At 70.9% G+C, this 24,266-nt stretch carries 16 protein-coding genes and 1 pseudogene; 8 read left to right on the plus strand and 9 right to left on the minus strand.

Translation table 11 applies throughout. From position 1 onward, the window contains the following. Window positions 1–59: 59 nt before the first annotated feature. Together ACIBD9_RS13645 and ACIBD9_RS13650 are read right to left on the minus strand one after the other, a co-directional pair. Window positions 60–746, minus strand: coding sequence for a response regulator transcription factor (locus ACIBD9_RS13645; RefSeq protein ID WP_355032472.1), 687 nt, complete (start codon window positions 744–746; stop codon window positions 60–62). 2 nt (window positions 747–748) lie between these two features. Next, window positions 749–2,014, minus strand: a complete 1,266-nt coding sequence (locus ACIBD9_RS13650) for an ATP-binding protein (RefSeq protein ID WP_112622580.1) — start codon at window positions 2,012–2,014, stop codon at window positions 749–751. Window positions 2,015–2,169: 155 nt separating this feature from the next. Between ACIBD9_RS13650 and ACIBD9_RS13655 the strand changes: the two genes are divergently transcribed. From ACIBD9_RS13655 to ACIBD9_RS13665, 3 genes and pseudogenes are all read left to right on the plus strand, one after another. Next, window positions 2,170–3,942 (plus strand): PspC domain-containing protein, encoded by a 1,773-nt coding sequence (locus ACIBD9_RS13655; RefSeq protein ID WP_396717384.1) that lies wholly within the window; start codon window positions 2,170–2,172, stop codon window positions 3,940–3,942. Continuing rightward, window positions 3,939–4,166: pseudogene (locus ACIBD9_RS13660) on the plus strand (hypothetical protein); the annotation flags it as partial. The gene ACIBD9_RS13655 and the pseudogene ACIBD9_RS13660, both read left to right, overlap by 4 nt. A gap of 661 nt (window positions 4,167–4,827) precedes the next feature. Next, entirely contained in the window at window positions 4,828–6,081 is a 1,254-nt protein-coding gene (locus ACIBD9_RS13665) for a phosphatidylserine decarboxylase (RefSeq protein ID WP_396717386.1), read from the plus strand. Window positions 6,082–6,138: 57 nt separating this feature from the next. Here ACIBD9_RS13665 and ACIBD9_RS13670 read toward each other — a convergent pair whose 3' ends face one another. The 3 genes from ACIBD9_RS13670 to ACIBD9_RS13680 all read right to left on the minus strand — a co-directional run bounded on the left by ACIBD9_RS13670 (window position 6,139) and on the right by ACIBD9_RS13680 (window position 9,894). Further along, the gene (locus ACIBD9_RS13670) at window positions 6,139–7,089 is read right to left on the minus strand and encodes a CDP-alcohol phosphatidyltransferase family protein (RefSeq protein WP_396717388.1); all 951 of its coding nucleotides are present in this window, start codon (window positions 7,087–7,089) and stop codon (window positions 6,139–6,141) included. A gap of 345 nt (window positions 7,090–7,434) precedes the next feature. Then, window positions 7,435–8,382 carry an NUDIX hydrolase gene (locus tag ACIBD9_RS13675; RefSeq protein ID WP_396717390.1) on the minus strand — a complete coding sequence of 316 codons (948 nt, stop codon included), beginning with the start codon at window positions 8,380–8,382 and terminating at the stop codon, window positions 7,435–7,437. A 561-nt stretch (window positions 8,383–8,943) separates the two neighbouring features. Beyond that, window positions 8,944–9,894: an NUDIX hydrolase gene (locus ACIBD9_RS13680; protein ID WP_396717392.1), complete on the minus strand. Its 951-nt coding sequence runs from the start codon at window positions 9,892–9,894 to the stop codon at window positions 8,944–8,946. 143 nt (window positions 9,895–10,037) lie between these two features. On the opposite strand from ACIBD9_RS13680, the gene ACIBD9_RS13685 reads away from it, so the two are divergent. Beyond that, window positions 10,038–10,406, plus strand: a complete 369-nt coding sequence (locus ACIBD9_RS13685) for a PspC domain-containing protein (RefSeq protein ID WP_396717395.1) — start codon at window positions 10,038–10,040, stop codon at window positions 10,404–10,406. A gap of 7 nt (window positions 10,407–10,413) precedes the next feature. Here ACIBD9_RS13685 and guaA read toward each other — a convergent pair whose 3' ends face one another. Next, complete coding sequence (gene guaA, locus ACIBD9_RS13690) at window positions 10,414–11,970, minus strand: glutamine-hydrolyzing GMP synthase (protein WP_387169282.1); 1,557 nt, start codon at window positions 11,968–11,970, stop codon at window positions 10,414–10,416. 100 nt (window positions 11,971–12,070) lie between these two features. On the opposite strand from guaA, the gene ACIBD9_RS13695 reads away from it, so the two are divergent. Further along, window positions 12,071–12,376 (plus strand): hypothetical protein, encoded by a 306-nt coding sequence (locus ACIBD9_RS13695; RefSeq protein WP_396717399.1) that lies wholly within the window; start codon window positions 12,071–12,073, stop codon window positions 12,374–12,376. Between the two features lie 4 nt (window positions 12,377–12,380). Then, entirely contained in the window at window positions 12,381–16,964 is a 4,584-nt protein-coding gene (locus tag ACIBD9_RS13700) for a caspase family protein (RefSeq protein ID WP_396717402.1), read from the plus strand. Here ACIBD9_RS13700 and ACIBD9_RS13705 read toward each other — a convergent pair. Next, window positions 16,961–18,658, minus strand: a complete 1,698-nt coding sequence (locus ACIBD9_RS13705) for an FAD-dependent oxidoreductase (protein ID WP_396717405.1) — start codon at window positions 18,656–18,658, stop codon at window positions 16,961–16,963. The genes ACIBD9_RS13700 and ACIBD9_RS13705 overlap by 4 nt on opposite strands. A gap of 145 nt (window positions 18,659–18,803) precedes the next feature. Between ACIBD9_RS13705 and ACIBD9_RS13710 the strand changes: the two genes are divergently transcribed. Continuing rightward, a complete protein-coding gene (locus ACIBD9_RS13710; RefSeq protein ID WP_396717407.1) occupies window positions 18,804–19,922 on the plus strand; it encodes an LCP family protein in 1,119 nt (372 codons plus the stop codon). Window positions 19,923–19,929: 7 nt separating this feature from the next. On the opposite strand, the gene ACIBD9_RS13715 is transcribed toward ACIBD9_RS13710, so the two are convergent. Together ACIBD9_RS13715 and ACIBD9_RS13720 are read right to left on the minus strand one after the other, a co-directional pair. Continuing rightward, window positions 19,930–21,387, minus strand: coding sequence for a M1 family metallopeptidase (locus ACIBD9_RS13715; protein WP_396717409.1), 1,458 nt, complete (start codon window positions 21,385–21,387; stop codon window positions 19,930–19,932). Between the two features lie 110 nt (window positions 21,388–21,497). Beyond that, on the minus strand, window positions 21,498–22,904 hold the full coding sequence (locus tag ACIBD9_RS13720; RefSeq protein ID WP_396717412.1) for a M1 family metallopeptidase: 1,407 nt from the start codon (window positions 22,902–22,904) through the stop codon (window positions 21,498–21,500). Window positions 22,905–23,125: 221 nt separating this feature from the next. Here ACIBD9_RS13720 and ACIBD9_RS13725 point away from each other — a divergent pair, with 221 nt between their 5' ends. Further along, window positions 23,126–24,241 carry a sugar phosphate isomerase/epimerase family protein gene (locus ACIBD9_RS13725; RefSeq protein WP_396717414.1) on the plus strand — a complete coding sequence of 372 codons (1,116 nt, stop codon included), beginning with the start codon at window positions 23,126–23,128 and terminating at the stop codon, window positions 24,239–24,241. Window positions 24,242–24,266 lie beyond the last annotated feature (25 nt).

The raw sequence follows: 24,266 nt of genomic DNA on the forward strand, positions 1-24,266 counted from the left end.
GCTAGGTGTACGAGGGTGCGCCGGACGTTTCTCTGATCCTCGCCGCTGGCGACACACCGTCACACGAGGCGGCGATCCGCCGCCCAGCGGGAGAGCTCGTAACGGTTGGACATCTGAAGCTTGCGCAGCACGTTCGACACGTGCGTCTCCACCGTCTTGATGGAGATGAACAGCTCCTTGGCGATCTCCTTGTACGCGTAACCCCGGGCCAGCAGCCGCAGCACCTCCCGCTCACGGTTGGTGAGCTGGTCCAGCTCCGGGTCGGCCACCGGTGCGTCCGGCCGGGCCGCGAAGGCGTCCAGCACGAACCCGGCCAGCCGTGGGCTGAACACCGCGTCCCCATCGGCCACGCGACGGATCGCGGCAGCCAGCTCTTCCGGGGAGATGGTCTTGGTGACGTACCCCCGGGCGCCGGCACGGATCAGCCCGATCACGTCCTCCGCCGCGTCGGAGACGCTCAACGCGAGGAACTTGACCTGCGGGTGCGTACGCCGCATCGCCTCCAGCACCGCGCGGCCACCGCCGTCGGGCATGTGCACGTCGAGCAGCACCACGTCCGGGCCGACGGCGGCGATCCGGGTGACCGCCTCGGCCACCGTGCTCGCCTCGCCCACCACCTCGACGTGGGCGCCCAACTCCGCGCGCACCCCGGCTCGGAACATGGCGTGGTCGTCCACCAGGAACACCCGCAGCCGCTCGGGGCGGGCATCCGCCGGGTCGAGGTGCTCGGTCGACTGCTCGGCCATGGTCATCTGTTCCTCTCCGCTGCGGACGAGTCCCGGGAGATCGGCAGGATCAACCGGACCTCGGTCCCCTCCCCCGGGCCGGACCGGATTTCGGCCCGTCCGCCGTGCCGCTTCATGCGCCCGATGATCGAGCCGCGTACGCCGTGCCGGTGGTCCTCCACGGTATCCGGATCGAAGCCCTTCCCCCGGTCGCGGACGAAGACACTGACCTGATCCGGCTCCACCTCGGCGTAGAGCGACACGGTCTGCACGCCGGCGTGCCGGGCCGCGTTCACCAACGCCTCCCGCGCGGCCGCGACCAGCGCGCCGACCTTCTCGTCGGTCTCCCGGTCCCCCACCACCACGGTCTCCACGCTGATCGCGAAGGTGTCCTCGACCTCGGCCGCGGCCTGCTCCAGAGCGGCGGCGAAGCGCTCGCTCGGCGACGCGGTCGGCTTGTAGAGCCAGTTGCGCAGGGAACGCTCCTGGCCCCGGGCCAGCCGCTGCACCGTCTTGACGTCGCCGGCGTTGCGCTGGATCAGGGCCAACGTGTGCAGCACCTGATCGTGCACCATCGCGGCCAGCTCGGCCCGCTCCTGCTCGCGGATGCGCCCCTCGCGCTCCGAGCGGAGCTGGCTGTACGTCCGCCAGAGCACCGGCGCGGCGACCACGCCTACGCCCGCCAGCCCGACCAGCGCGAAGATCACGCCATTGATCACGGCGTCGAAGTTCTGTGCGGGCGAGTAGACGGCCGCGACGCCGATGATGCCGACCGCGACCAGCACTCCCCCGCCGATGAAGCGGAGCACGAAGGCCCGCCGGTCGCTCTCCTCCACGACCGCGCCGAGCCAGGGCACCGGCATCGCGTCGCCCCACTGTCGCCGCCGTTCGGGCGCGGACTGGTGCCAGATCACCCCGGCGCCGACCGCGATGATGGCCACCAGCCAACCGGCGGTGCCCGCCGCGCCGACCGAGTCGAAGACCATCACCTGGATCAACAGGACACCGAGCCCGATCCCGACGAACGGCAGGAGTTGGGCGACATCCCGCCGGGGCGGCACCGCGGTGTCACCGGGGCGCAGCGGCACCACCGCCCAGAAGGCCGCGTAGAGCAGCAGGCCGAGCCCGCTCAGCCCAAGCAGGACCATGAACGCGACGCGCACCCGCAGCACCGAGATGCCGAGATGGTCGGCGATACCGGCGGCGACGCCGGCGGCCATCCGGTGCTCCGGGGCGCGGTAGAGGCGCGGGGGCGAGGTCACGGTGCTGATCGGGGGCTCCCTGGTCACGGTGGCGGACAGGTCGAGGTCGGTAACTCGATCGTCACACGCTGCGGCGTCCGCGACCACGGGGACGCCCCCGACATTCCGGCCGCCGGATCTCAGGGTGGGGTCAGGGTCGGGTCCTGAGGTCGTTCGGGTGGACCGGGCAGCAGGATCGAAGCATGACCGAGGAAGCTGCCCCGCCGCCCCGACCGGGGTCGGCACAGTCGGGCGGTTCAGCACCGCCGCCGCCCGCCACCACGCCCACCGAACGGCCCGAGCCCAGCACGTTCGGTCCGCACGCTGGCACCGACGCGACCGCCGACACCACGCCCGGCGATCCGGCCGACGCCTACGCGCCGCCCACGACGGGCTACGGCCCAGGCCCGGGGTTCGCGGCGGGCACCGGCTACGGGCCGGGTGGTCCCGGTCCGTCCGCGCCGCCACCGCCGCTGGGCGGCACCGGCTTCACCTCACGGTACGGGCTGGTCCGACCACGCGAGGGGCGGTATCTGGCCGGCGTCTGCGCGGCGATCGGACGCGCCACCAACACCGATCCGGTGCTCTGGCGGGTGCTGCTCGCGGTGCTCGGCTTCTTCGGCGGCATCGGCATCCTGGTGTACGTCGCCGCCTGGCTGATCATCCCGAACGAGGGCGACACCGCGTCCCCGGTCGAGTCCATGCTCGGACGCGGTCGCTCCAGCATGTCCCCGGTGACGGTGATCGTCCTGGGCATCCTGGTCGCGGCCAGCTTCGCGTACATCGTCACCGACGCCTTCCGCGCGGTGCTGCTCGGCGCGGCCATCCTGGTCGCCGGCGCGCTCCTGCTCAACCGGGACGGCCGCAACCCACGGCCCGGCACCCCGGGCGGTCCGCCGCCCACCGCACCGCCCGGCAACCCGGCCGGTCCGGTCGTCCCACCGGTGACCTGGCCCGCGCCGTCGTACGGCGCGGCGCCGTCGACCGGCCCGGCGGTGACGCCGCCGATGTTCAGCACCGATCCGGGGTACGCCACCGCGACGACGGGGGCAGCGCCCACCGTCACCATCCCGGCGTACGACGCGACGCCGACCAGCGCGACCCAACCGGTGTCCGGGATGGGCCCGGTGTCCGGGCAACCGGCCGGCACGACGGCCGCCCAGCCCGGCTGGCCGAGCGCCGCGATGCCGAGCGCCGGCTGGCCGTCGGCACCGGTGAGCAGCACACCCGCTGCCCCGGCCGGTTATCCGACCGCCCCGCCGCCCTCCGGTTACCGCGCCCCGTTCGCGCCGCACGGCCCGTACGCGTCCCCACCCCCGGCCGCGCCCGCCCCGCCCAAGCCCCCGAAGCCGCCGAAGCGCCCCAAGGAGCGGTCGCCGCTCGGCGCGGTGACCTTCTCGCTGATCTTCCTGGTGCTCGGTCTGGTCGCCCTGCTCGACCTGCTGGACGTCTTCGCCATCAGCGCCTCGGCGTACTTCGCGGCCGCGCTGACCACGATCGCGCTGGGGCTGCTGGTCGGCACATGGTTCGGGCGGGCCCGCTGGCTCATCGCGCTCGGTCTGGTGACCGCGGCGGCGCTGGGCACGGCGACCGTCGCCGAGTCCTACGACCGGATTCGGGGTGTCGACGGCGCGGTGACCTGGGCGCCCACCAACTACCGCGACCTGGCCGACCGGTACGAGAACAGCTTCGGTGACGCCGTGCTGGACCTGCGCGGGATCGACTTCGCGAAGCGGGACAGCCAGGTGACCGTGGCCGTCAACTTCGGCCAGGCGACGGTGGTCGTGCCGCCGAACGTGGACGTCACCACCGTGGCCGACGTCAACGCCGGTGACGCCACCATCTTCGGCAACCGCTCCGGCGGGTTGGACGGTCGCCTACGGGAATCCACCGACGTCGGCGCGGACGGGCCCGGCGGCGGGACCCTGCGCCTCTACATCCACGTCAATGCCGGCAACCTGGAGGTGACCCGGTGAAGGCTCACCGCACGGATCTGGTGTCGTTCGCGTTCGGGCTCGTGTTCCTGGCGCTGTCCGCCTGGTGGCTGCTCGCCCAACTGCTCGGGCTCGCGCTGCCGCCGGTCGGCTGGTTCCTGGCCGGCGCACTCATCCTGATCGGGGTCTTCGGGCTGGTCGGCGCACTGCGCTCAAGTCGGCCCAGCCAACCGGAGCCGACCGTCGAGGCCGGTACCGCCGGTGCCGTCGCGCCGGTCTCCGGCACGTCCGTCTCCGGCGCACCCGTCTCCGGTGCGCCCGTGCCGGTCTCCGGTGCCGCCACGTCGACCTCCGGCGCGGCCCTGCCGGTCTGGGAAGCCGAACGGTCCACCTGGGACGCTCCCGCCTCGGACCCGACGCTCTCCTCGAGCCCGGCGTTCTCCTTCGACCCGACGCTCACCGCGGACCGGACGGTCTCCTCGGACCGGACCCTGGAGACGCCGACCACCGAGCTGCGGGGGGAGGATGCGCCGGCCACCGACGTGATCCACCCGGCCTGGCTGGCACATCCGCCGTCGGAGCCGCCGAACGAGCCCGTCCCCGGCCAACCCGGCAACGCAGACGAGGAGCCCACCATCGGGACCCTCGCCCGCCCGACGCCGTTCGAGGAGGACGAGCCGACCCGGTCCAACCAACCGGTCGAGGCCACCGGCGACCAGCCGGGCGACGAGCGCGAGGGTCCGCGCAGGGATACCTGACCTCGGGCACCTGGCCGCGTCGGTCCACCGCATCCCCACGGCGGTGCGGCCGGCGCGGACGGACGCATATGCTGGCCGGTGGAGATCTCGCCTCCGCCGGCCGGCCCGTCCCGCCCATGGCGGTCCCGCCGCGATTCCCGTCTCTACCCCCGTCAGGAGCCCGCCCGACATGACCCAGTCCCCCGCCGTGCGTACCACCGGCCGGTCCGGTCCGGTCCGCATCGGCGAGCGAGCCGCCCGTACCCTCGTCGCCGAGCTGGCCCGGATCAACGACGCCAAGGCCGCCCTGCTGGTCGGGGTGAACCCGGACTCCGCGGTGCTGGCCGCGGCGGTCGAGGCGCTGCTCCCCGGTGACCGGCTCACCGTGGTGCCCGCCGAGCCGTTCGGTGCCGCGGCGCTCCGCGAGCACGTCACCGCCCAGGGCCGCTGGGTCGCCGACCGGGTGAACGTCGTCGACACGCTGGCCGAAGCCGAGGCCGCCGGGGTCGTCATCGCCGGCGAGGTGTTCACCGGCACCGCCGAGGCGACCCGCAGCGGCATCGAGGGGTTGGCCAAGTACCTGACCGACGGGGCGGTGCTGAGCGCGGCGACCGTCGCCACGCCCGGCCGGACCGAGGGCGCCGCCGCCGAGTTGGCCCGACAGGACGCCCTCTACGGCGTCGGTGCCGACCTGGTGCTGCGTAACTCGCCACCGGTGCGGGTCTACCGACTGCGGTTCACCCCGGCCAGCCCGGCCACGGCCGACAGCCTGGCCCCCGCGTACCGGCCGTCGAGTGTGCCGGTGACCCGAGGCATGCACATCGACTCCAACGGCGTGGCGGCGGCGGGCATCGCACTGGGCCTCGCGGCGCTGGCCCGGGTGGCGCGCCCGTCGTCCAAGCTGTGGCTGCTGCCGGCCCTCGCCGCCGGGCCGGTCGCCGCGTTCTTCCGGGATCCCGAGCGGGACGTGCCGGAGGACCCGAGCGCCGTGGTCGCCAGCGCGGACGGCAAGGTCCTGTCGGTGCAGCGGCTGCACGACGAGCGCTTCGGCGACGGCGAGTGGCTACGGATCGCCGTGTTCCTGTCGGTGCTGGACGTGCACGTCAACCGCTCCCCGGTCGCCGGCAAGGTGGTGGATTACTTCGTCGCCGACGGCGGCTTCGTCAACGCGATGAAGCCGGACGCCGAGCACAACGTCGCCGCGTACACCGTGCTGGACACCGCTCGCGGCACGGTGGTGGTCGCGCAGCGGACCGGGCTGATCGCCCGCCGGATCGTGCAGCGCGCGCCGATCGGCGCTCTGCTGGCCAAGGGCGAGCGCTTCGGGCTGATCCGGTTCGGCTCCCGGACCGACGTCTACCTGCCCGCCGAGGCCGCGGACCCGCTGGTCGGGCCGGGCGACAAGGTGGTCGGTGGGTCCACGGTCATCGCCCGCTGGCGCTGACCCGCGAACGCAGAACGGGGCGCCGCTGTCCGCGGCGCCCCGTTCGTATTGCTCAGATCAGGCGGTACGACGCTGCCGCAGCCAGAGAACCGGCCCGCTGACCAGGTAGCCCACCACGATCAGGGCGAACGTGAGCCGGATGTCGACAAGCGCGCCGATCACCGGAGCCAACCAGAGCCACGGCGGCAGCTTCACCAGACGGGCGAGCTTGGCGTACGGGAAGCTCGAAACCATCGCGAAGGCCAGCAACGCCACCCCGGCGACCAGCACGGCGCCGGGCACCGGCAGGCCGATCGCCACGGTCACGGCGAGCACGGCGGCTGCCATGGTGGTGGGCACGCCGCAGAAGAACCGGCCGTCCTTCGGCGAGACGTTGAAGCGGGCCAGCCGGATCGCGGCACATGCCGCGACCAGGGCGCACGCCACCGCTGCCGCGGCCGTGGAGACGGAGCCGGCGAGCGAGGCGTAGACCACGACCGGCGCGGCGAGGCCGAACGAGCACATGTCGGCCAGTGAGTCCATCTGCGCGCCGAACGGGCTGGCCACACCGAGCCGCCGGGCCAGCGCGCCGTCCAGACCGTCGAAGCCGACGCAGGCGATCAGGCAGAGCGCCGCGATGCGCACCTCGCCCTGCATGGCCAGGAAGATGGCCAGCATGCCGAGCATCAGGCTGGCCAGCGTGCAGGCATTCACCAGGCCGAACTTCATCCGGCGCGCCATGGTGCGCTCGCCGGGGAGCAGCGGGATCGGCCCGACCTCATCGGCCTGCATCATCGGCGGCATGGCCGGGCTGACCGGCATGACCGCTTCGACGCCTGCCCGGTCCAGGCCCAGTGTCGGGTCCACACCCAGTGTCGGCCGGCTCAGCCGGTCGAGGCCGTAGCGACGACGCTGCCGGTCGGCGTACCGGTGCTCGGTCGGGGCCAGGTCACCCGGGTGCAGGTCGCCGTCGCGGCGACCCACCCGGACCAACAGCACCTGGCGGGCGAACGTGCTGCTGCGGCGCAACCGGCCCGCCCAGCGACGCCCTGCGGGGCGCGGACTGTCAGTAGTACGACGCCGGCGCCATGGGGCTCTCGGCACGTTTCCTCCATCACCGGATCTGCTGGCCGCCAAGTGGCGGGTGTCCGGCTGTCTCGTGCCGGACCTTGCATGGCCCGGCAGCCGTTTTGCGGAGTACACCATCGCATAGGGGAACATGGCTTGGCGATAGCTGCCGGCGGTACTTACATCTGGCTTAAACCGCTCGAACCGCTCGCTTGTTCCCATCCCGGGCTTCATCGCCCGTTTCCTCCATCATTCCCGCCTTTGACTGTACCGGAGGGTCACCATCTCGGCTCACCGAGCGGCGTGCTATCGGCCACTCTGTCCGATTGCCACGGCAGCGATGTCGCTCAACGGCAGGTCAGCCGCCTCGGCCCGGGTGAACCAACCCGCCCGCGCCGTCGACCCTCCGGCCGACTCGGTGACCACCGCGTCAGTAGGTACGTCCACCAGTACCCGATAGATCACCCGTACGCCATGCCAGTCCAGAGGCCGGCCCTCCGGGCCCAGTGCGGCCGGATTGTGCAGGTTGTTGACCCCGAGAAGCTCCACGACCCGACCCACCTGCCCCCCCTCCTCGACCAACTCCCGCAGCAACCCGGTGGCCGGCTGCTCACCGTGATCGGTCCCACCACCGGGCAGATGCCACAGACCGGCCCCCGGATAGCCCTCCGCGATCTGAGTGAGCAGGATCCGCCCAGCAGGATCGGTGACCAGCCCGTACGCCCCGAAACGCAACCGACGATCAGGGTGCGGCGGCGGGAACGGGTCCCGGGACCGGCGCGCCCCGGGCGGCAGTGGGGTGACCGGCAGGCCGAGCGCCTCGGCGCTGAACGGGGTCAGCGGCAACTGCGCCACCTCCGCCAGCGAAAGCCAGCAAGCCTGATCAACGAGACCAGCCCCGCCGCCCCGCAACCCGCCCTCGGGCCGAGCGGCGTGGGGCACGCCCTCGGCCCGCGCGCCGGGGGGCGTGCCGAGTTCGAACAACAGCCGGTCGGTGTGCAGGGCGATCTTGTCCTCCGGAAAGGTGGCGACATCGGCAACCACAGCGAGTAGCCGAGTCACCGTCACCGTCAGCCCGGCCTGGTCAGCAACCTCGCGGACCACGGCGCGCTCCGCGTCCTCGGCATGCTCGACGGCACCGCCCGGCAACCGCCAGACTCCCGGGAACTCACCCTCCGCCCCGTCCCGAACCACCAGAACCCGGCCCGAATCCCACAAGAGCCCATAGGCCCCAACTCGCCGCGTAAATTGCACCCTCGCTCCCCCCGCTTCGCGCCCCAGACCCCGTTGATCATGAACTTATCGCCATCCATCTCGCGCCCTGACAATAACTTCATGATCAACGCGAGATGACGCACGCTCGCGCGTGGTCTGTGGCGTGCTGGGGGCAGGTCTGTGGCCGTACGTGCGCCGTGATCGACTCGGCTTGCTTGAAGACGCAGTGTCCGAGCGAGGTGGAAAGCGCGACTTCCGCGAACCCGTTTGGATCACAGGTGCCCCTGGGCGGTGCCGAGGATCGCCTGCCGAAACGCACGCGGAAGCCCCTCCGCGAGGAGTCCCGACGTCAAGATCGTGCAATATCCAGGATGTAGGGGCATCGTCGCGCAGCGAGGCCACTGCATCCTGGTTCGAGCACGATCTTGACGCGGACCGGGGGCGCAGGGCGACCGGGGCGCAGGGCGACCGGGGCGCAGGGCGACCGGGGCGCAGGGCGACCGGGGCGCAGGGCGGCCGGCGGTTGATTCATGCCCCGGACGTGGGCGCGGACGGCGGCGCGGCGTGCCGCCGCCGGCCCATCGCGGAGACCGGGCGGGGTCAGGTGAGTTGGGCTGCTTGGACTGCTTCGGCGGTCACTTCGGTAAGGCGGTCGGTGGGGAGGGCGCCCAGCTCCTCGCGGCCGAACCAGCGGGCCTCGCAGGTGGAGCCGCCCACGTCGGCCACGGTCAGTGGGTTGGGCTGGTCGACGACGACTCGGTAGAAGGCGCGTACACCGTGCCAGTCGATCGGGTAGCCCTCGGGGCCGAGCGAGGCGGCGTCGCGGTGGCTGGCGACTCCGAGTAGTTCGACGAGGCGGCCGGCCTGGCCGGTCTCCTCGATCAGCTCTCGGATGAGTGCCGCGCCGGGCTGCTCGCCGTAGTCGGTGCCGCCGCCGGGCAGGTGCCAACAGCCGGCGCCGGGGTAGCCGTCGGAGATGCGGGTGAGCAGCACTCGGCCGTCGGGGTCGGTGCAGACCGCGTACGCGGCGAAGCGCTGGGCCCGGTGCAGCCCGTCGGGGCCGGGCACGGCGTAGAAGGAGGGGAACTCGGGTGCCTCGTCGGGCACCACGTCGGCCGAGGAGGCGGGCAGCCCGAGGGCGCGTGCGGTGAACGAGCGCAGCGGCAGCTCGCGTGCCTCGTCGAGGGTGTACCACCGGGCCAGGTCGGTGGGGCGTTCGCCGACCCGGTCGGCGAGGGTGCCGCCGCGTACGGCCACCCGGTAGATCAGCCGGTCGGTGTGGATGGTGATGCCGCGGTCCGGGAGTGCCCGCATGTCGGCGAGCACGTCGACGAGGCCGGAGACGGCGACCGAGAGGCCGGTTTCGGCGGCGGTCTCGCGAACGACCGTGTGGTTCGGGTCCTCGCCGTGGTCGACGGCCCCGCCGGGCAGCGACCACGCCCCGGGGGTGCCGGAGTGCTCCGATGCGCGGACCAGCAAGACTCGGCCGCTTGAATCAGCACAAACTGCGTATGCCGCGATCCTGCGGAGCGGCTTGAGCAAGGTGGTCACGGGAGCAAATTCTCCCCGGGCCGGGTTACCGGAACGGAAAAGAGTCGGATTCCTGACTGTCTGATCCCGATCAGGGATTGGTCAGGGTAAGGATCCGGGCGGTCACCGAGGGCAGGCCGGGCGCCAGCGCGGACGGTAGGGGTATGACATCGACCACCGCTCCCCGCGCCCCGTACAAGCAGCTTCGGCGACCCACCACCGACCGCATGGTCGCGGGGGTCGCCAGCGGCGTCGGCCGCTACTTCGCCGTCGATCCCACCCTGGTCCGGGTGATCTTCGCGGTCACCGGCCTGCTCACCGGCGGGCTCGCGTTGTTCGCGTACCCGATCATGTGGTTCCTGATGCCGGAGGAGCCCACCGGCGCGCCGGCCTGGCCGCACACCGCGGGCGTCGCGCCGCAGCACGGCCCGCCGCCCACCGCCGGGCCCGCGCCCGGCGGGCCACCGCAGGGGTACGCCCCGACGCCGCCCTACCCGCCGACGACCCCTTCCAGCACGCCGCCGGCCGCCTGAGCGGCGCTCACTCCCACTCGATGGTGCCCGGCGGCTTGCTGGTGACGTCCAGGACCACCCGGTTGACCTCGGCGACCTCGTTGGTGATCCGGGTGGAGATCCGGGCCACCAACTCGTAGGGCAGCCGGGACCAGTCGGCGGTCATCGCGTCCTCGCTGGAGACCGGGCGCAGCACCACGGGGTGCCCGTAGCTGCGCCCGTCTCCCTGCACGCCGACGCTGCGCACGTCGGCGAGCAGCACCACCGGGAACTGCCAGACACCCCGGTCGAGGCCGGCGGCGGTCAGCTCCTCGCGGGCGATCAGGTCGGCCTGGCGGAGCAGGTCGAGGCGCTCCTGGTCGACCGCGCCGATGATCCGGATGGCCAGGCCGGGGCCGGGGAACGGGTGCCGCCAGACCATCGCCTCGGGCAGGCCCAGCTGGAGGCCGAGCGCCCGGACCTCGTCCTTGAACAGGGTGCGCAGCGGCTCGACCAGTGCGAACTTCAGGTCCTCCGGGAGGCCGCCGACGTTGTGGTGGCTCTTGATGTTGGCGGTACCGGTGCCGCCGCCGGACTCCACCACGTCGGGGTAGAGGGTGCCCTGGACGAGGAACTCGACGTCGCCGTGGGCGGCGATCTCGCGGGCCGCCGCCTCGAAGACCCGGATGAACTCCCGACCAATGATCTTGCGCTTCTGCTCCGGGTCGATCACCCCGGCGAGCGCGCCGAGGAACCGGTCGGTGGCGTCGACCACCTTCAGCTTGATGCCGGTGGCGGCGACGTAGTCCTTCTCCACCTGCTCGGCCTCGCCGGCACGCAGCAGGCCGTGATCGACGAAGACGCAGGTGAGCTGGTCACCGACCGCCTTGTGCACCAGCGCAGCGGCGACGGCGGAGTCCACCCCGCCGGAGAGGCCGCAGATGACCTCCTTGTCGCCGACCTGGGCGCGGATCCGGGCAACCTGCTCGTCGATGATGTTCTCGGGCGTCCAGGTCGGCTCGATGCCGGCGATGTCGTAGAGGAAGCGGGTCAGCATCTCCTGGCCGTGCGCGGTGTGCCCGACCTCCGGGTGGAACTGCACGCCGGCCCGGCGCCCGGCCAGGTCCTCGAATGCGGCGACCGGCGCGCCCGCCGACTCGGCGGTCACCGTGAAGCCCTCGGGCGCCTCGGTGACGCAGTCGCCGTGGCTCATCCAGACCGGCAGGTCCGCCGGCAGGTCACGCAGCAGCACACCGGGGTCGAGGAGGCGGGGGCGCAGCGGGGTGCCGCCGTACTCCCGGTTGCCGGTCCTGGTGACCGTGCCGCCGAGCGCCTGAGCCATCGCCTGGAAGCCGTAGCAGATGCCGAAGACCGGCACGTCGGCGTTGAACACGCCCGCGTCGATCTGCGGCGCATCGGGGGCGTAGACGCTGGCCGGGCCACCGGAGAGGATGATCGCGGCGGGGTTCTTCGCCAGCATCTCGGCGATCGGCATCGAGTGCGGCACGATCTCGGAGTAGACCTTCGCCTCACGGACCCGGCGGGCGATGAGCTGGGCGTACTGGGCTCCGAAGTCCACCACGAGGACGGGGCGAGGCAGGCTCATGTGCACGAAGCCTACCGACAGTCACGGCCGCCCCGCAGTCGGGTGGGAGCGGCGGCAAAGGGTACGCATCGGTCAACGGCCACGACGAGACCATCGGGGGTTGAAAGCGACCACTACCCTCGCCAGCGTGGATGCCTGGGTAATAGACGAACACAGCAAGGGCCTTGTCGACCGGCAGTTGAGGACGATCACGGTCAACGCCGAACGGGTACGGGCGGCACTCGAGGAGTTGCAGGTGCTCCTGCCGGACGACCCCGACCCCACCGACGGCAGTCGACGTCGCTGGCGGATGGACGAGGTCGAACTGACCGTCGAGTTGACCGGCGAAGGCGGTGTCAAGCTGCTCGGCAGCGCCACCGTTGGCATCACCGGGGGCATCCGGGTGCTCTACAAGCGAGCCGAGTGACGGAATGCGTCGGGCGCTTCTCGTCGGCATTGCGCACTACACGGGTGGTTACAGCGCTGCCATCAGGTCAGCCGTCAAGGCGGACGTGCAGAGGCTCAGGCGCGGTCTCGGCGACACCGGGGTAACTGTGTCGAAGGTGATTTTGGCCGAGGACGCCGAGGTCGGCTCGGACACCATCCGCACGGCAGTCGCCGAGTTTCTCATCGACTGCGATGTCGATGATGACCTGATCGTCTATTTCAGCGGGCACGGCCGCTACTTCGACGGGATCAGCTATCTGGTGCCCTCGTCTGCCAACCCGCGCTTACCTGATCAGCGCAGCTATCTGGTGCCGGTCTGGTTCGACGAGGAAGTCAAGATCAGCCCGGCCCGCTCGGTCACCTTCCTGATCGACGCCTGCCGGGACGGCGAGCCAGACGACGGCCCACACCGGCCGCCGATGCCGTCGAGTACCGCGACCACCTTCGTCTTCGCGACCCAGGCTCCGGCTGTCGCGCATAGCGTCGCGGGGGCCGACGCGTGCAGCGTGTTCACTCGGGCGCTCGTGGAGCTGCTACCCAGCCTCCCACCGGAGGTACGCCTCGCCCGGGCCACCGCGCTGGTGCAGGAACGGATGACGCTGATCTGCGGCCAGGAGGGCCTACCCAACCAACACCTGGATGTGGTCAGCAATGTCAATCCGGACACTGCCGCGTTCCCCCTGTTCGCGTTCAGCCCCGCCATGCTCGCCGAGGACCGGTGGAGCCGGCTGCTCCGCAACGAGCTTCCCGACATCCTGGGCGAGACGTCGTCAGGCCGGCCAGAGCCGTCACCCCCACAGATCGAGCGGCTACTGAAAATCGCGGACGGGTTGGAGGCAGAGGCGTCGGCCAATTCCGTCCTGGCCGGTCGGGCGACGAGCCCTTGGCTGCAACCCGGCCTCGTCGATCGACTCGCCCGCACCCTGCGGGAACTCGCTCCCGCGATCCTCGCCACCCCGTTCGAACGGCTGGTGCTGGTCGGGATGACTGCGGTCGTCGACGCGGCCGTTCGCAACGCCGAGCTGAGCCTGCTGGCCCGGTCGGACCCGTGTTGGTCGGTGGAGTGTGTACTCGCCGCCGAGCCTGGGTTGCGTAGGGCCGTCGATCAGGGCGACGACCCCGCGTCGCCACTCCGGCAGTGGGCCGCTCACCTCGCCGCAGTTCGGGAGTGCGCCCTCGATACCAACGGCAGGCTCCGGACAGGCACCACGGACATCATCCGGGGAATCAAGCCCGACCTGCCAGCGGCCGGTGTTGGTCGAACGGCGAACTACCTCGTCGACGCGGTGCGCTACGCCCTCGACCCGTCCCGCAGCCTGACGGATCTGGACCCTACCGAGCTGGAGATCGACCTGGAACCTGTCCGGTCCAGCGTCAACGGCCGGCGGCTGGCCGCCGCGCTGCAACTGCTCTGGCGCCTGAGCATTGACACCCGGTTCTTCGAACCGGCCAGCGGCATCCATCTGACGCACGACGGTCTACCCATCGCCGATGCCCTGGCAGGTCTTCAAGAGGCGCGCTGGCACCGGGTGCAAAACCTTCTGGATCTGAGCCTCTGGACCCGCAGCGCACCGATCGACCAGGCGATCCGGCAGCTCGTGGTGGAGACGAACGAGATCCTGCTGACGCACCGCCAGCCGGGTGGCCCGCTGCACCAGACCAAGACGCCGCACTTGATCGCCACGAGTCGGCTGCAACCCGAGCGAGCCTCGTTCCGCCTACCGCACGTGACCTTCCGAGTCTCTACGTCGGAGACGCGGCACCTCCTGATGGGCACAAACCTCTACCAGGATCCGGCGCTCGCCGTCCGCGAGCTGTACCAGAACGCCGTCGACGCCTGCCGCTACCGGGAACGCCGACTCCAGCACCTCCAGGGCGACGAGTACGACTGGAGTCCGGCAATCAAATTCCGGATGGGTGTTGACTGTGGACGCCGGTATCTCGAATGCCGTGACAACGGCATCGGTATGTCGCACCACGAGATCCGGGAGGCGTTCGCAAAGGCGGGGCGTCGGTTCCGGGACCTTCCGGAGTTCATCCAGGAGTCCGCCGAGTGGGCCACCGACGGCGGCGCCGAGTTCCAACCGATCTCGCAGTTCGGCATCGGAGTGCTCAGCTATTTCATGATCGCCGACGAGTTGGAGGTTCGGACGACACGGGTCGATCGCCGGTTAGGTCTTCAAGCGCCGATCCTGGTGCGAATCCGTGGTGGGTCGGACCTGTTCCAGATCAGCGACGGCGGCCAGGTCGAGCCCACCGGCGGTGGAACTGTCGTTCGGCTGTTCCTCAATCCCGAGTCCCAAGAGTTCGACCTGGCCGAGGCGCTGAACTGGACCGTCCGGGCGCCCACCATCCCGGTGCTCTTCGAGGGTAAGACGTGGCACGCTGACAGGCTGTACGACCGCAATGGCAACGAGGTGACGCCCTGTTTCCGGGCACCGGACCTCGCCGTCTTCTTTCACGAGGGGCCGGGCGAGATCCTGGTCAACGGCATCCCGACAAGCGTCTCCCAACGCCATCGATCCAACGGCTGCACCGTTTCGCTTGGCGGATGGGCTCAGCCGAACCTCAGCGTGGACCGTCGAACGCTGCTGGGGTACGACCGCCGGGCGGTGAGTGAACGCATCCAGCAGGCCGCCTCCAGGGTGGGCGAATGGGCCGACGCGTCCGGGAACTGGCTTTTGGGTCTCTTCAGCACGGACACGCCGGCAGCACGCCTGGCCTGGCAGAGGCTGCGCGACCGGCCGTTGATCGTCGGCCCGCCGGTCGACCACGTCGATATTCCCGACTCGGCGGCATACCGGACCAAACCGCGGTCACTGGTGCCTGCTCGGGACGGGCTGTATCTGCGGGACCCGGATCTGCTCCACCGCCGAGGAGACCGACGCAACGTCCTCGATGCCGCCCGCATCGCCGTCATCGTGGATGGCGAACGATCCAGCCCGCCCCCGGGGATACCGCCTTTCGACGACCGGTTGGCCGCTGTCCTCAACGGATACCGTCATCTTCCCGCCGACTTCGGCCCCGCGGCACGTCAGAGAAGCGCCGGCGATGATGTCGCCAGCGCGACGTTCGGGCGGGAGCGAGTTCTTGGCGAACTGCAGACACTCGCAGAACATCTGCAGGTCACCCTAGGTGCGGTAGCCGTCTACGGTTGGGCGTTGGCGCTGCTCGAACAGCCGGCGTCGCTCAGCCTGACCCCTGCGGCAGCCGGGTTGTCGGCGAGGCGGAATGCGGAGACTTGGCGGTCACTTGCCGATTCTCCACTTCGTAACCTACCGATCCTCCTCCGCGATTTGACCTTCGCTGTGATCAGCACGCAAGCGGTGGAGGAGAACGTGCCCGAGTGGACGGCCACTCGCATCATGCCTGCAGCGGCATGGCTTCCCGTTCCGACACTCGACCGGGAGACCGCGATGAAGCGGTTCGCCAAACTGCGTTCCGCAGGCCTCGGAGATCTCAGGGTGGAGGCCCGGCGGGTTCTGTTCGCCGATTCCGTGACGATGACCCGGGCCAGGTACACGAACGTGACGCCGCACTTGAGTCGTTACGCGGTGCTGGCGGCGTCCCGGGACTGCGATCGCGTGGCTCCTTTTTATCGCGCTACCATCCCCGCCCTCAATGTCGCCTTCGCCGCCTACGAGGCATCCTGGGAGAACGGACCAGACCACGACCAGATCCTGGCCGAGCTTTCCGCGGCGGGCTTCCGGATCGAGCCGCACGTCGAGGATTGGTTGCCGGTTATAGCGGCCGTCGAAGCGTGCCCCGCCTTGGCTCAGGGCAACGGACGCTTGCTCGACGACACGGTCGACGATCTGGAGGCGCTGTCCGAGATCCTGTACGAGGTTGAATGGGATGAATTGTCCAGCGCCATCGACCTCCTGATACGAGCGGGAGTCGGCAGCGAGCGACTGACCGAGGTAGTTCGCCTCAGACCAGAGTCGAGAGGTCAGCTGAGACGACATGCCGAGGTGCTCGGCGGGCAGCTTTCCCATGCCCTCGTCGCCGTCGATACGTTGGTGGCACTCGCCACCCTGGAGGGTGTGATGCTCGGGCAGGCGCTCACCGACCTGGAGCGGTACCGGGGCCTGGCCCGCCGCTTCGATCTGCCCGCACGCCTTCCCGCCAACCTTGCCGACCAGGCCCCGAGCAAGCTCGTCCAGCAATTCTTCGCTGAGTCTCCCTGGGACCATTTCGCCCGCAGTGGCTCGAACTGGGCGCTGCGGGCAGTCCGTATGTCGGCGCTGACCGGCACGTCACTGCAGGACATCGCAGCCGAGGTCCGACCCCTGCTCGTTGCCGGTGGCGAGGACACCGCGCCGCTCGACCAACTGACGTCGGTCGTTGACCGGCCAATCGCCTTCGACGACCTGCTCGTGCTCGGCACGCAGCAGCTTGAACCACCACCAACCGAGCCGGCCGAGGTCGCCGCCCTGTGCCGTCCGTTCGCCGTCGACCCGGACACTCTTGCCGACCGCACATCGCAGTGGCTCGCCGCACCCCGCCTCAAGATCGATGAGCGCGGCTGGCCGGACGTGCGATGGCTCCTCAGTGCCGACGTCGATTAGGGGCGAAGGGCGCCGGGGGCGTCCGTCGGCACCGCCGGCTGGCGCGGGGGTACGGCAGGCAGGCGGCGGTACGGGGAGCCGACCGCCGGGCGGGGGTCCTCATCGCCCTTGTTGGGCCAGAAGGACATCGCCCGTTCCGCCTGCGCGGTGATCGTCAGGGAGGGGTTCACGCCCAGGTTCGCCGAGACGGCGGCGCCGTCGACCACGTGCAGCCCCGCGTGCCCGTACACCCGGTGCCAGGGGTCGATCACCCCGTTGGCCGGGGTGGCCCCGATGACCGCCCCGCCGAGGATGTGCGCGGTCATCGGGATGTCGAAGGGTTCGGTGAGTGACCCGCCGGGGGTGCCGCCGATCTCGTCGGCGAGCATCCGGGCCGCGGTGTTGCCGGCCGGGATCCAGGTCGGGCTGGGCGTGCCGTGGCCCGGGCCGGTGACCAATCTGCGGCCGAGCGGGCCACGCCGCCACCGGGTGGTCAGCGAGTTGTCCACCGACTGCATGACCAGGGCGATCACCGTCCGTTCCGACCAGCCGCGTACCGACAGCATCCGCGCGGCCAGCCGGGGCTGGCGCACGATGCTGCCCAGCCAGCGGCGTACCCGGTGTGGGCCGCCGTCGACCAGCAGCGACTGGAGCAGCCCCATCGCGTTGGAGCCCCGCCCGTAGCGCACCGGCTCGATGTGCGTCTGCGGGTCGGGGTGGAACGAGCTGGTGATGGCCACCCCCTCGGTGTAGTCCAACCGCTCGGACCGGGCCCGTTGGCGGGGCACCGAGGCACCGAGGATGGCCTCGGAGTTGGTCCGGGTCAGCTCGCCGAGGCGGGGCGAGAGCCCGGGTAGCGCGCCGTCGGCCCGCATCGCGTGCAGCAGCCGCTGGGTGCCGAGCGCCCCGGCGGCGAAGACCACCTGGTCGGCGTGGATGACCTGCCGGCCCTTGCGCAGCCAGGCGCCGGTGCGTTCGGTGTGCACCTCGTACCCACCGCCATCGGTGGGCCGGACCGCGGTCACCGTGGTCAACTGACGGACCGTGACCCCGAGCCGTTCCGCGAGCCAGAGGTAGTTCTTGACCAGCGTGTTCTTCGCCCCGTGCCGGCAGCCGGTCATGCACGAGCCGCAGTGCAGGCAGCCGGTGCGTTCCGGGCCGGCACCGCCGAAGTACGGGTCGGCGACCCGCTGGCCGGGCCGGCCGATGTGCACGCCCACCGGGGTGGCGTGGAAGGTGTGCCCCACCCCCATTCGCTCGGCCACCGCGCGCATGGCCCGGTCCGCGCCGGTGTGCACCGGGTACGTGGTGACGCCGAGCATCCGTTTCGCCTGGTCGTAGTGGTGGGCCAACTCGTCGCGCCAGTCGGTGATGTCCCGCCACTGTGGGTCGTCGTAGAAGGCCGGCAGCGGTTCGTAGAGGGTGTTCGCGTAGACCAGTGAACCGCCGCCCACCCCGGCGCCGGAGAGCACCAGCACCCCGCCGCCGGACCGTCGGTCGGCCGGGCGGAGCAGGGTGAGTCGTTGGATGCCGTAGCAGCCCAGCTTCGGTGCCCAGAGGAACCGGCGGACCCGCCAGGACGTCTGCGGGAACTCGTCGTCGGCGAAGCGGCGGCCGGCTTCCAGCACCGCGACCGAGTAACCCTTCTCGGCCACTCGGAGCGCGGTGACGCTGCCACCGAAGCCGGACCCGATGACGACCACGTCGTACCGCATGAACGCATCATTACTCGCGAGTAGCGCTCGCGCCAGCGGCACTTTTCGCGCGATCATGCTCCGGCCGACCGACCCGGCGCCTCCCGGCCGCAACCGGGAGCACCCGTCGGAGCGTTGTTCACCAGACGGGTGGAAGGAATCCAAGATGGTTCTCGGGTCGATGGCGCCGCGCCGACGGTGGCTGCTGCTGGGGCTGGCGGCCCTCGCCGTCGTCGCGCTGATCGCGGCCGGCACGGTGGTGATCACCCGGCTGACCGGGGACAACAAGCCGGGCGGCGCGCCGGTGGCCGGCTCACCCACCCCGTCGCCGGTCGCCACGCCGACCCCAAGCCCCAGCGGTCCGCCGCCGGGCGCGGACATCACCGGCCCGCTCAACCTGCTGCTGGTCGGAGTGGACACCCGGGTCAGCGTGCCCGGCTGGGAGCCGCACGGTGACGCCGTGCTGGTGCTGCACGTACCCAAGGGGTTGGGTCGCGCGTACCTCTTCTCGCTCCCCCGCGACCTCCTGGTGGACATCCCGGCGTTCCCGAAGGCCGACTACAAGGGCGGCAAGACCAAGCTCACGCACGCGATGAGCTTCGGCAGCCGGGTGCCGGGCAAACCCAAACAACCCAGCACGGCCCAGGGGTACGAGCTGCTGCGCAGCACGGTCAGCGGTTACACCGGGCTACGCATCGACGCGGGCGCGGTGCTCACCTTCAACGGGTTCGACCGACTGGTGAACGCCCTGGGAGGGGTGGACATCTACGTCGACCAGCGGGTCGAGTCGCTGCACCGCCGACCGGACGGCAAGTACCGGGAGAGCGCGCCGGGCGGGTACAAGGGGCCGCAGCAGGTCTACGAGAAGGGCGACCGGCACCTCAACGGCTGGCAGGCGCTGGACTACGCGCGGCAGCGCTACATCACCGGCGGTGACTACGCGCGACAGCGTCACCAGCAGCAGCTGATCCGGGCGATGACCCGCAAGATCCTGGACGAGGGCCTGGCCCGGCAACCGGAACGCGTCGACCAGGTGGTCTCCGCGCTGGGCGACACGCTGGTCTACGTGGGCGGGCGCCGCATCGTCGACATCGCGTACGCCCTCAGCGGCTTGCCGGAGAGCCGTTTCACGCTGGTCGGGCTGCCCGGTTCCGGTGTCGGCAAGGGCAGCGCCTACCGGGGCGAACAGCTGACCACCGAGGGCCGCAAATTCCTCACCGAACTGCGCGCCGGCCGCGCCGACGCGTACCTGGCCGCCCACCCCAAACTGGTCGTGAAGAACTGACCGCCGCTCAAAGCCGCTTGGGCAGGTCGGGCTTCTCCGTGCCGTAGAGCCAGGCGTCGAAGATCGCGTCGAGCTGCTTGCCGGAGATCCGCTCGGCCAGGGCCACGAACTCGGCAGTGGTGGCGGTGCCGTCGCGCTTCTCCGCCGCCCAGGTCTTGACGATCTCGAAGAACGCCTTGTCGCCGACGCCCACCCGCAGGGCGTGCAGGGTCATCCCGCCGCGCTGGTAGACCGACTCGCTGAACAGCTTCTCCGCACCCGGCTTGCCCGGCGGCGTCCTCCACACCTGCGCGGACATCTCGGCGTACCGGCTGTCGAACGCCTCCTTGGCGGTGTACGCCTCGGTGTGCTCGGCCCAGAGCCACTCCGCGTACGTCGCGAAGCCCTCGTTGAGCCAGATGTCCTCCCACTTGGCCAACGCGACGCTGTCGCCGAACCACTGGTGGGCCAACTCGTGGGCGACGACCTCGGTGTTCTCGCCCTGCCGGAAGAAGCTCGCCGCGTAGACCGGTCGGCTCTGCGTCTCCAGGGCGTAGGAGATCCGGCTGTCGGAGATCACCACCCCGCCGTACGCGTCGAACGGGTACGGCCCGAACACACTCTCCAGGTAGTCGGCCACCTCGACGGTCCGGGCGATGGACGCGTCCGCGTTTCCCTTGGCCACGGTGGTGGTGACCGCGTTGTAGACCGGGCGGCCCTTGTGCTCGCCGGTGGTGATCCGGAACTTGCCGATCACCAGAGTGCTCAGATAGCTGGCCATCGGCGACTTCTCCGACCACTTCCAGGTGGTCCAACCGCCCGTGCTGGTCTTTCCGCCGGGAACGCCATTGCTGATCGCGGTCAGGCCGTCCGGAACGGTGACCTCGAAGTCGTAGGCCGCCTTGTCCGACGGGTGGTCGTTGACCGGGAACCAGGTGCTGGCCGACTCGGGCTGGCCCAGCGCGATGGCACCGTCGGCGGTGTGCAGGAAGCCGCCGTCACCGAGCGTCTCGTTCTTCAGCGGCTTCGGCTTGCCGGCGTAGGTGATCTCGGCGACGAACCCGTTGCCGTTGATCAGACCGGAAGCCGGCTTGATCACCAGCTCGTTCCGCTTGCGGCTGTGGGTCGCCGGTGCGCCGTCCACGGTGACCGCGCTGACGGTCAGGCCGGCCAGGTCGAGGTTGAACGTCGACAGGTTGGCGGTCGCGGTGGCCCGCACGGTGGTCGTACCCGTCAACTGGTCCTTGGCCGGGTCGTAGCGCACCTTGACCGTGTACCGCGCGACGTCGTAGCCGCCGTTGCCGTAGGTCGGGAAGTAGGCGTCGCCGACCCCGTCGGCGCCCGCGGTGAACGTCCGCGCCGGCGTGGGGGACGCGCTTGGTGGTAGCGCCGTCTCCGGGGCTGTCGAGTCGCATCCGGACAGTGCGAGCGCACCGGTCACCAGCAGGCCGGCACCCATTCGCAGTCTGTGCCGCGTCCCCCGCATCCCACACCCTTTCCGCACGGTGGCCGGTCACGGCCTCCGCCGCTCCGCGCGAACGGGCACCTACCCGCCGTTCGCAGGCGGCAGCATATCGACCGGGCAGCGGGGCCGGGTCACGGCAGTGTGGGGGCCGACCCACCCACCAACCAGGCGTCGAAGAGCGGACGCAGTTGCCGCTGCGCGACCCGTTCGGCCAGCGCGACGAGGTCCGCGGTGGTCGCGTTGCCGGCCGCCCGCTCGCTGGTCCAGGTGCGCAGGATGCGGAAGAAGAGGTCGTCACCGACGGTCCGGCGCAACGCGTGCACGGCGAGCGCCCCGCGCTTGTAGACGGCCGTGCCGAACATCTGCTCCCGGCCCGGCTCGACCGACGGCTGCGCCCAGTCGGTCGCCGCGTACTGGATCTCGAAGTTGCGCTGGACGGTCCGGCCGCCGTCGTGCTCCTCCCACAGCCACTCGGCGTAGCTGGCGAAGCCCTCGTTGAGCCAGATGTCGCCCCACCTGGTGAGTGACACGCTGTCGCCGAACCACTGGTGCGCCAGCTCGTGCGCGACGACGCTCGGGTTCGGCTGGTCGTCGGAGAAGAAGGCCGGCCCGTAGACCGGCCGGGACTGGGTCTCCAGCGCGTACCCGATCCGGTCGTCGGCGATCACGATCCCCCCGTACGAGTCGAACGGGTACGGGCCGAAGCGGCTGGCCAGGAAGTCGACGATCGCGCCGGTGCGGGCCAGCGAGGTGGCCGCGCCGCCGGTCGCCGGCAGGCTCGCGGCCACCGCCGTGACCATCGGACGGCCGGCGTGCGCGCCGGTCACCACCCGGTAGTCACCGATCACGAGCGTGCTCAGGTAGCTGGCCATCGGGGCGCGCTCCGACCAGCGCCAGGTGGTCCAACCGTCGGCGCTGCTCTTCGGCCCGGGTACGCCGTTGCTCAGCGCGGCCAGGCCGTCCGGAACGGTCACCGCCAGGTCGTAGGTGGCCTTGTCGGACGGGTGGTCGTTGACCGGGAACCAGGTGGCGGCCGAGTCGGGTTGGCCGAGCGCCACCGCGCCGTCGGCGGTGTGCAGGAAACCACCGCTGCCCAGCGCCCCGTTGTCGACGGCCGTGGGGACGCCCGCGTACTCGACAGTCACTGTGAACTGCCGGCCGCGCGGCAGGCCGTCGCGGGGCGTCACCACCAACTCGCCGTCGCGGCGCCGGTGCTCGGCCGCCGCGTCACCCACGTCGACAGCCCGGACCTCCAGGCCGACCAGGTCCAGGTTGAACCGGGACAGGTCCTGGGTGGCGGTGGCGGTGATGACGGCTCGACCGGTCAGCCGGTCGGTCGACGGGTCGTAGCGGACGTCGAGGCCGTAGTGCCCGACGTCGTAGCCGCCGTTGCCGTGCCCCGGCACGTACGGGTCGCCGACGTCGGCCGCACCGGGCCGGAAGCCGTCGCGGTCGTCGCCCGTACAACCGGTGGCCACCATTGCGATCACGCAGGTCAGCGCAGCGGCGGCGCGCAGTCTCCGTCCGGTCAGGACCATGCCCACCCCTCCTGCGGCGTTCCGACCTTGCGCGGCGCTGCGGCCCTCTGCGGCGACCCGGTCAGGACGAGCGTAGTCAGCATCGCCGGCCGCGCGGCCGGTATCGACGATCATCAGTGACTTTCGTCGAATCGAACAAAAGCTGCCGTCGATCGAATCTTTCTTTCGACTTAGACCGACGTTAGTGTCGATCTCCGACCACCGTCGCGAAAGGTGGAACCATGCCAGACCACACCGCCCCCGGCGCCACCCCCACCGGCCGGCTCAGCCGCCGCTCCCTGCTCGCCGCCTCCGCCGGGGCTGCCGCCGCGATCGGCGCGGCCGGCCTACCCGTCCTCGCCACCGGCACCCCGGCGCTCGCCAACCCCGGCAACGCGAGCAAGCTGCGGGTCGAGCCGCTGATCCCGGCCAAGAACCGCGGCATCATCCTCTACAGCGTCCGCGACCGGATCACCGCCGCGCCCGACGACAGCGGGGTGCCGTACGGCTTCGAGCGCGTCCTCGCTCGACTCGCCGAGATCGGCTACAAGGAGATCGAGTTCGCCGGCTACACCCAGAGCACCGAGATCCTCGGTCGGCAGATCACTCCCGCCGAGATCCGCAAGATCCTCGACGACAACGGTCTGGTGGCCAACGGCACCCACGCCTCGATCCAGCCGGCCACCTTCCAGCAACAACTGGACATCGCCGAGGAACTCGGCATGAAGAACATCGGCACCGGCAGCGACCCGACCAGCAGCGCGTACAAGGCCGAGTGGGACGCCGCCGCGGACATCTGGAACGAGCTGGGCCGGCAGGCCCGGGCCCGGGGCATGCGGCTCTACACGCACAACCACGACGCCGCGTACAGCTTCCTCATCGACCGGGGCCCGCGCGACGCCCAGGGCCGGCAGACCCGGTCCTCCGGCATCCGCCGGCTGGAGTACTTCTTCGAGATCACCGACCCGCGGTACGTCTTCTTCGAGCTGGACATCTACTGGGCCTACGTGGCCCGCTACAAGCACCAGAAGTACGTCAACCCGGCCGGCCAGGAGGTGACCGACCTGTTCGACCCGATCCTCACCGTGGCCGACCGGACCACCCGGTTCCCGCTCTTCCACGCCAAGGACGGCGACCGGGACACCAGCGTCCCCAACGGTTACCAGATGACCCCGCTGGGCGACGGCGACCTCAACTTCCAGCAGTTCTTCCAGACCATCGGCGAGCGCAACTTCCACCACGCCAACTGGGAGATGGACACCGCCCCCGGCGGCACGGACAACAAGGGCCAGTCGCTGGACTTCGCGGCGACCAGCTACCGCAACATGTCCGACCTGACCATCTACCTGGAGAAGTGACTCCCCGCTGAACGCGACGAAGGCC

The sequence above is a fragment of the Micromonospora sp. NPDC050784 genome, assembly GCF_044456765.1.
In the GTDB taxonomy this organism is placed as follows: domain Bacteria; phylum Actinomycetota; class Actinomycetes; order Mycobacteriales; family Micromonosporaceae; genus Micromonospora; species Micromonospora foliorum.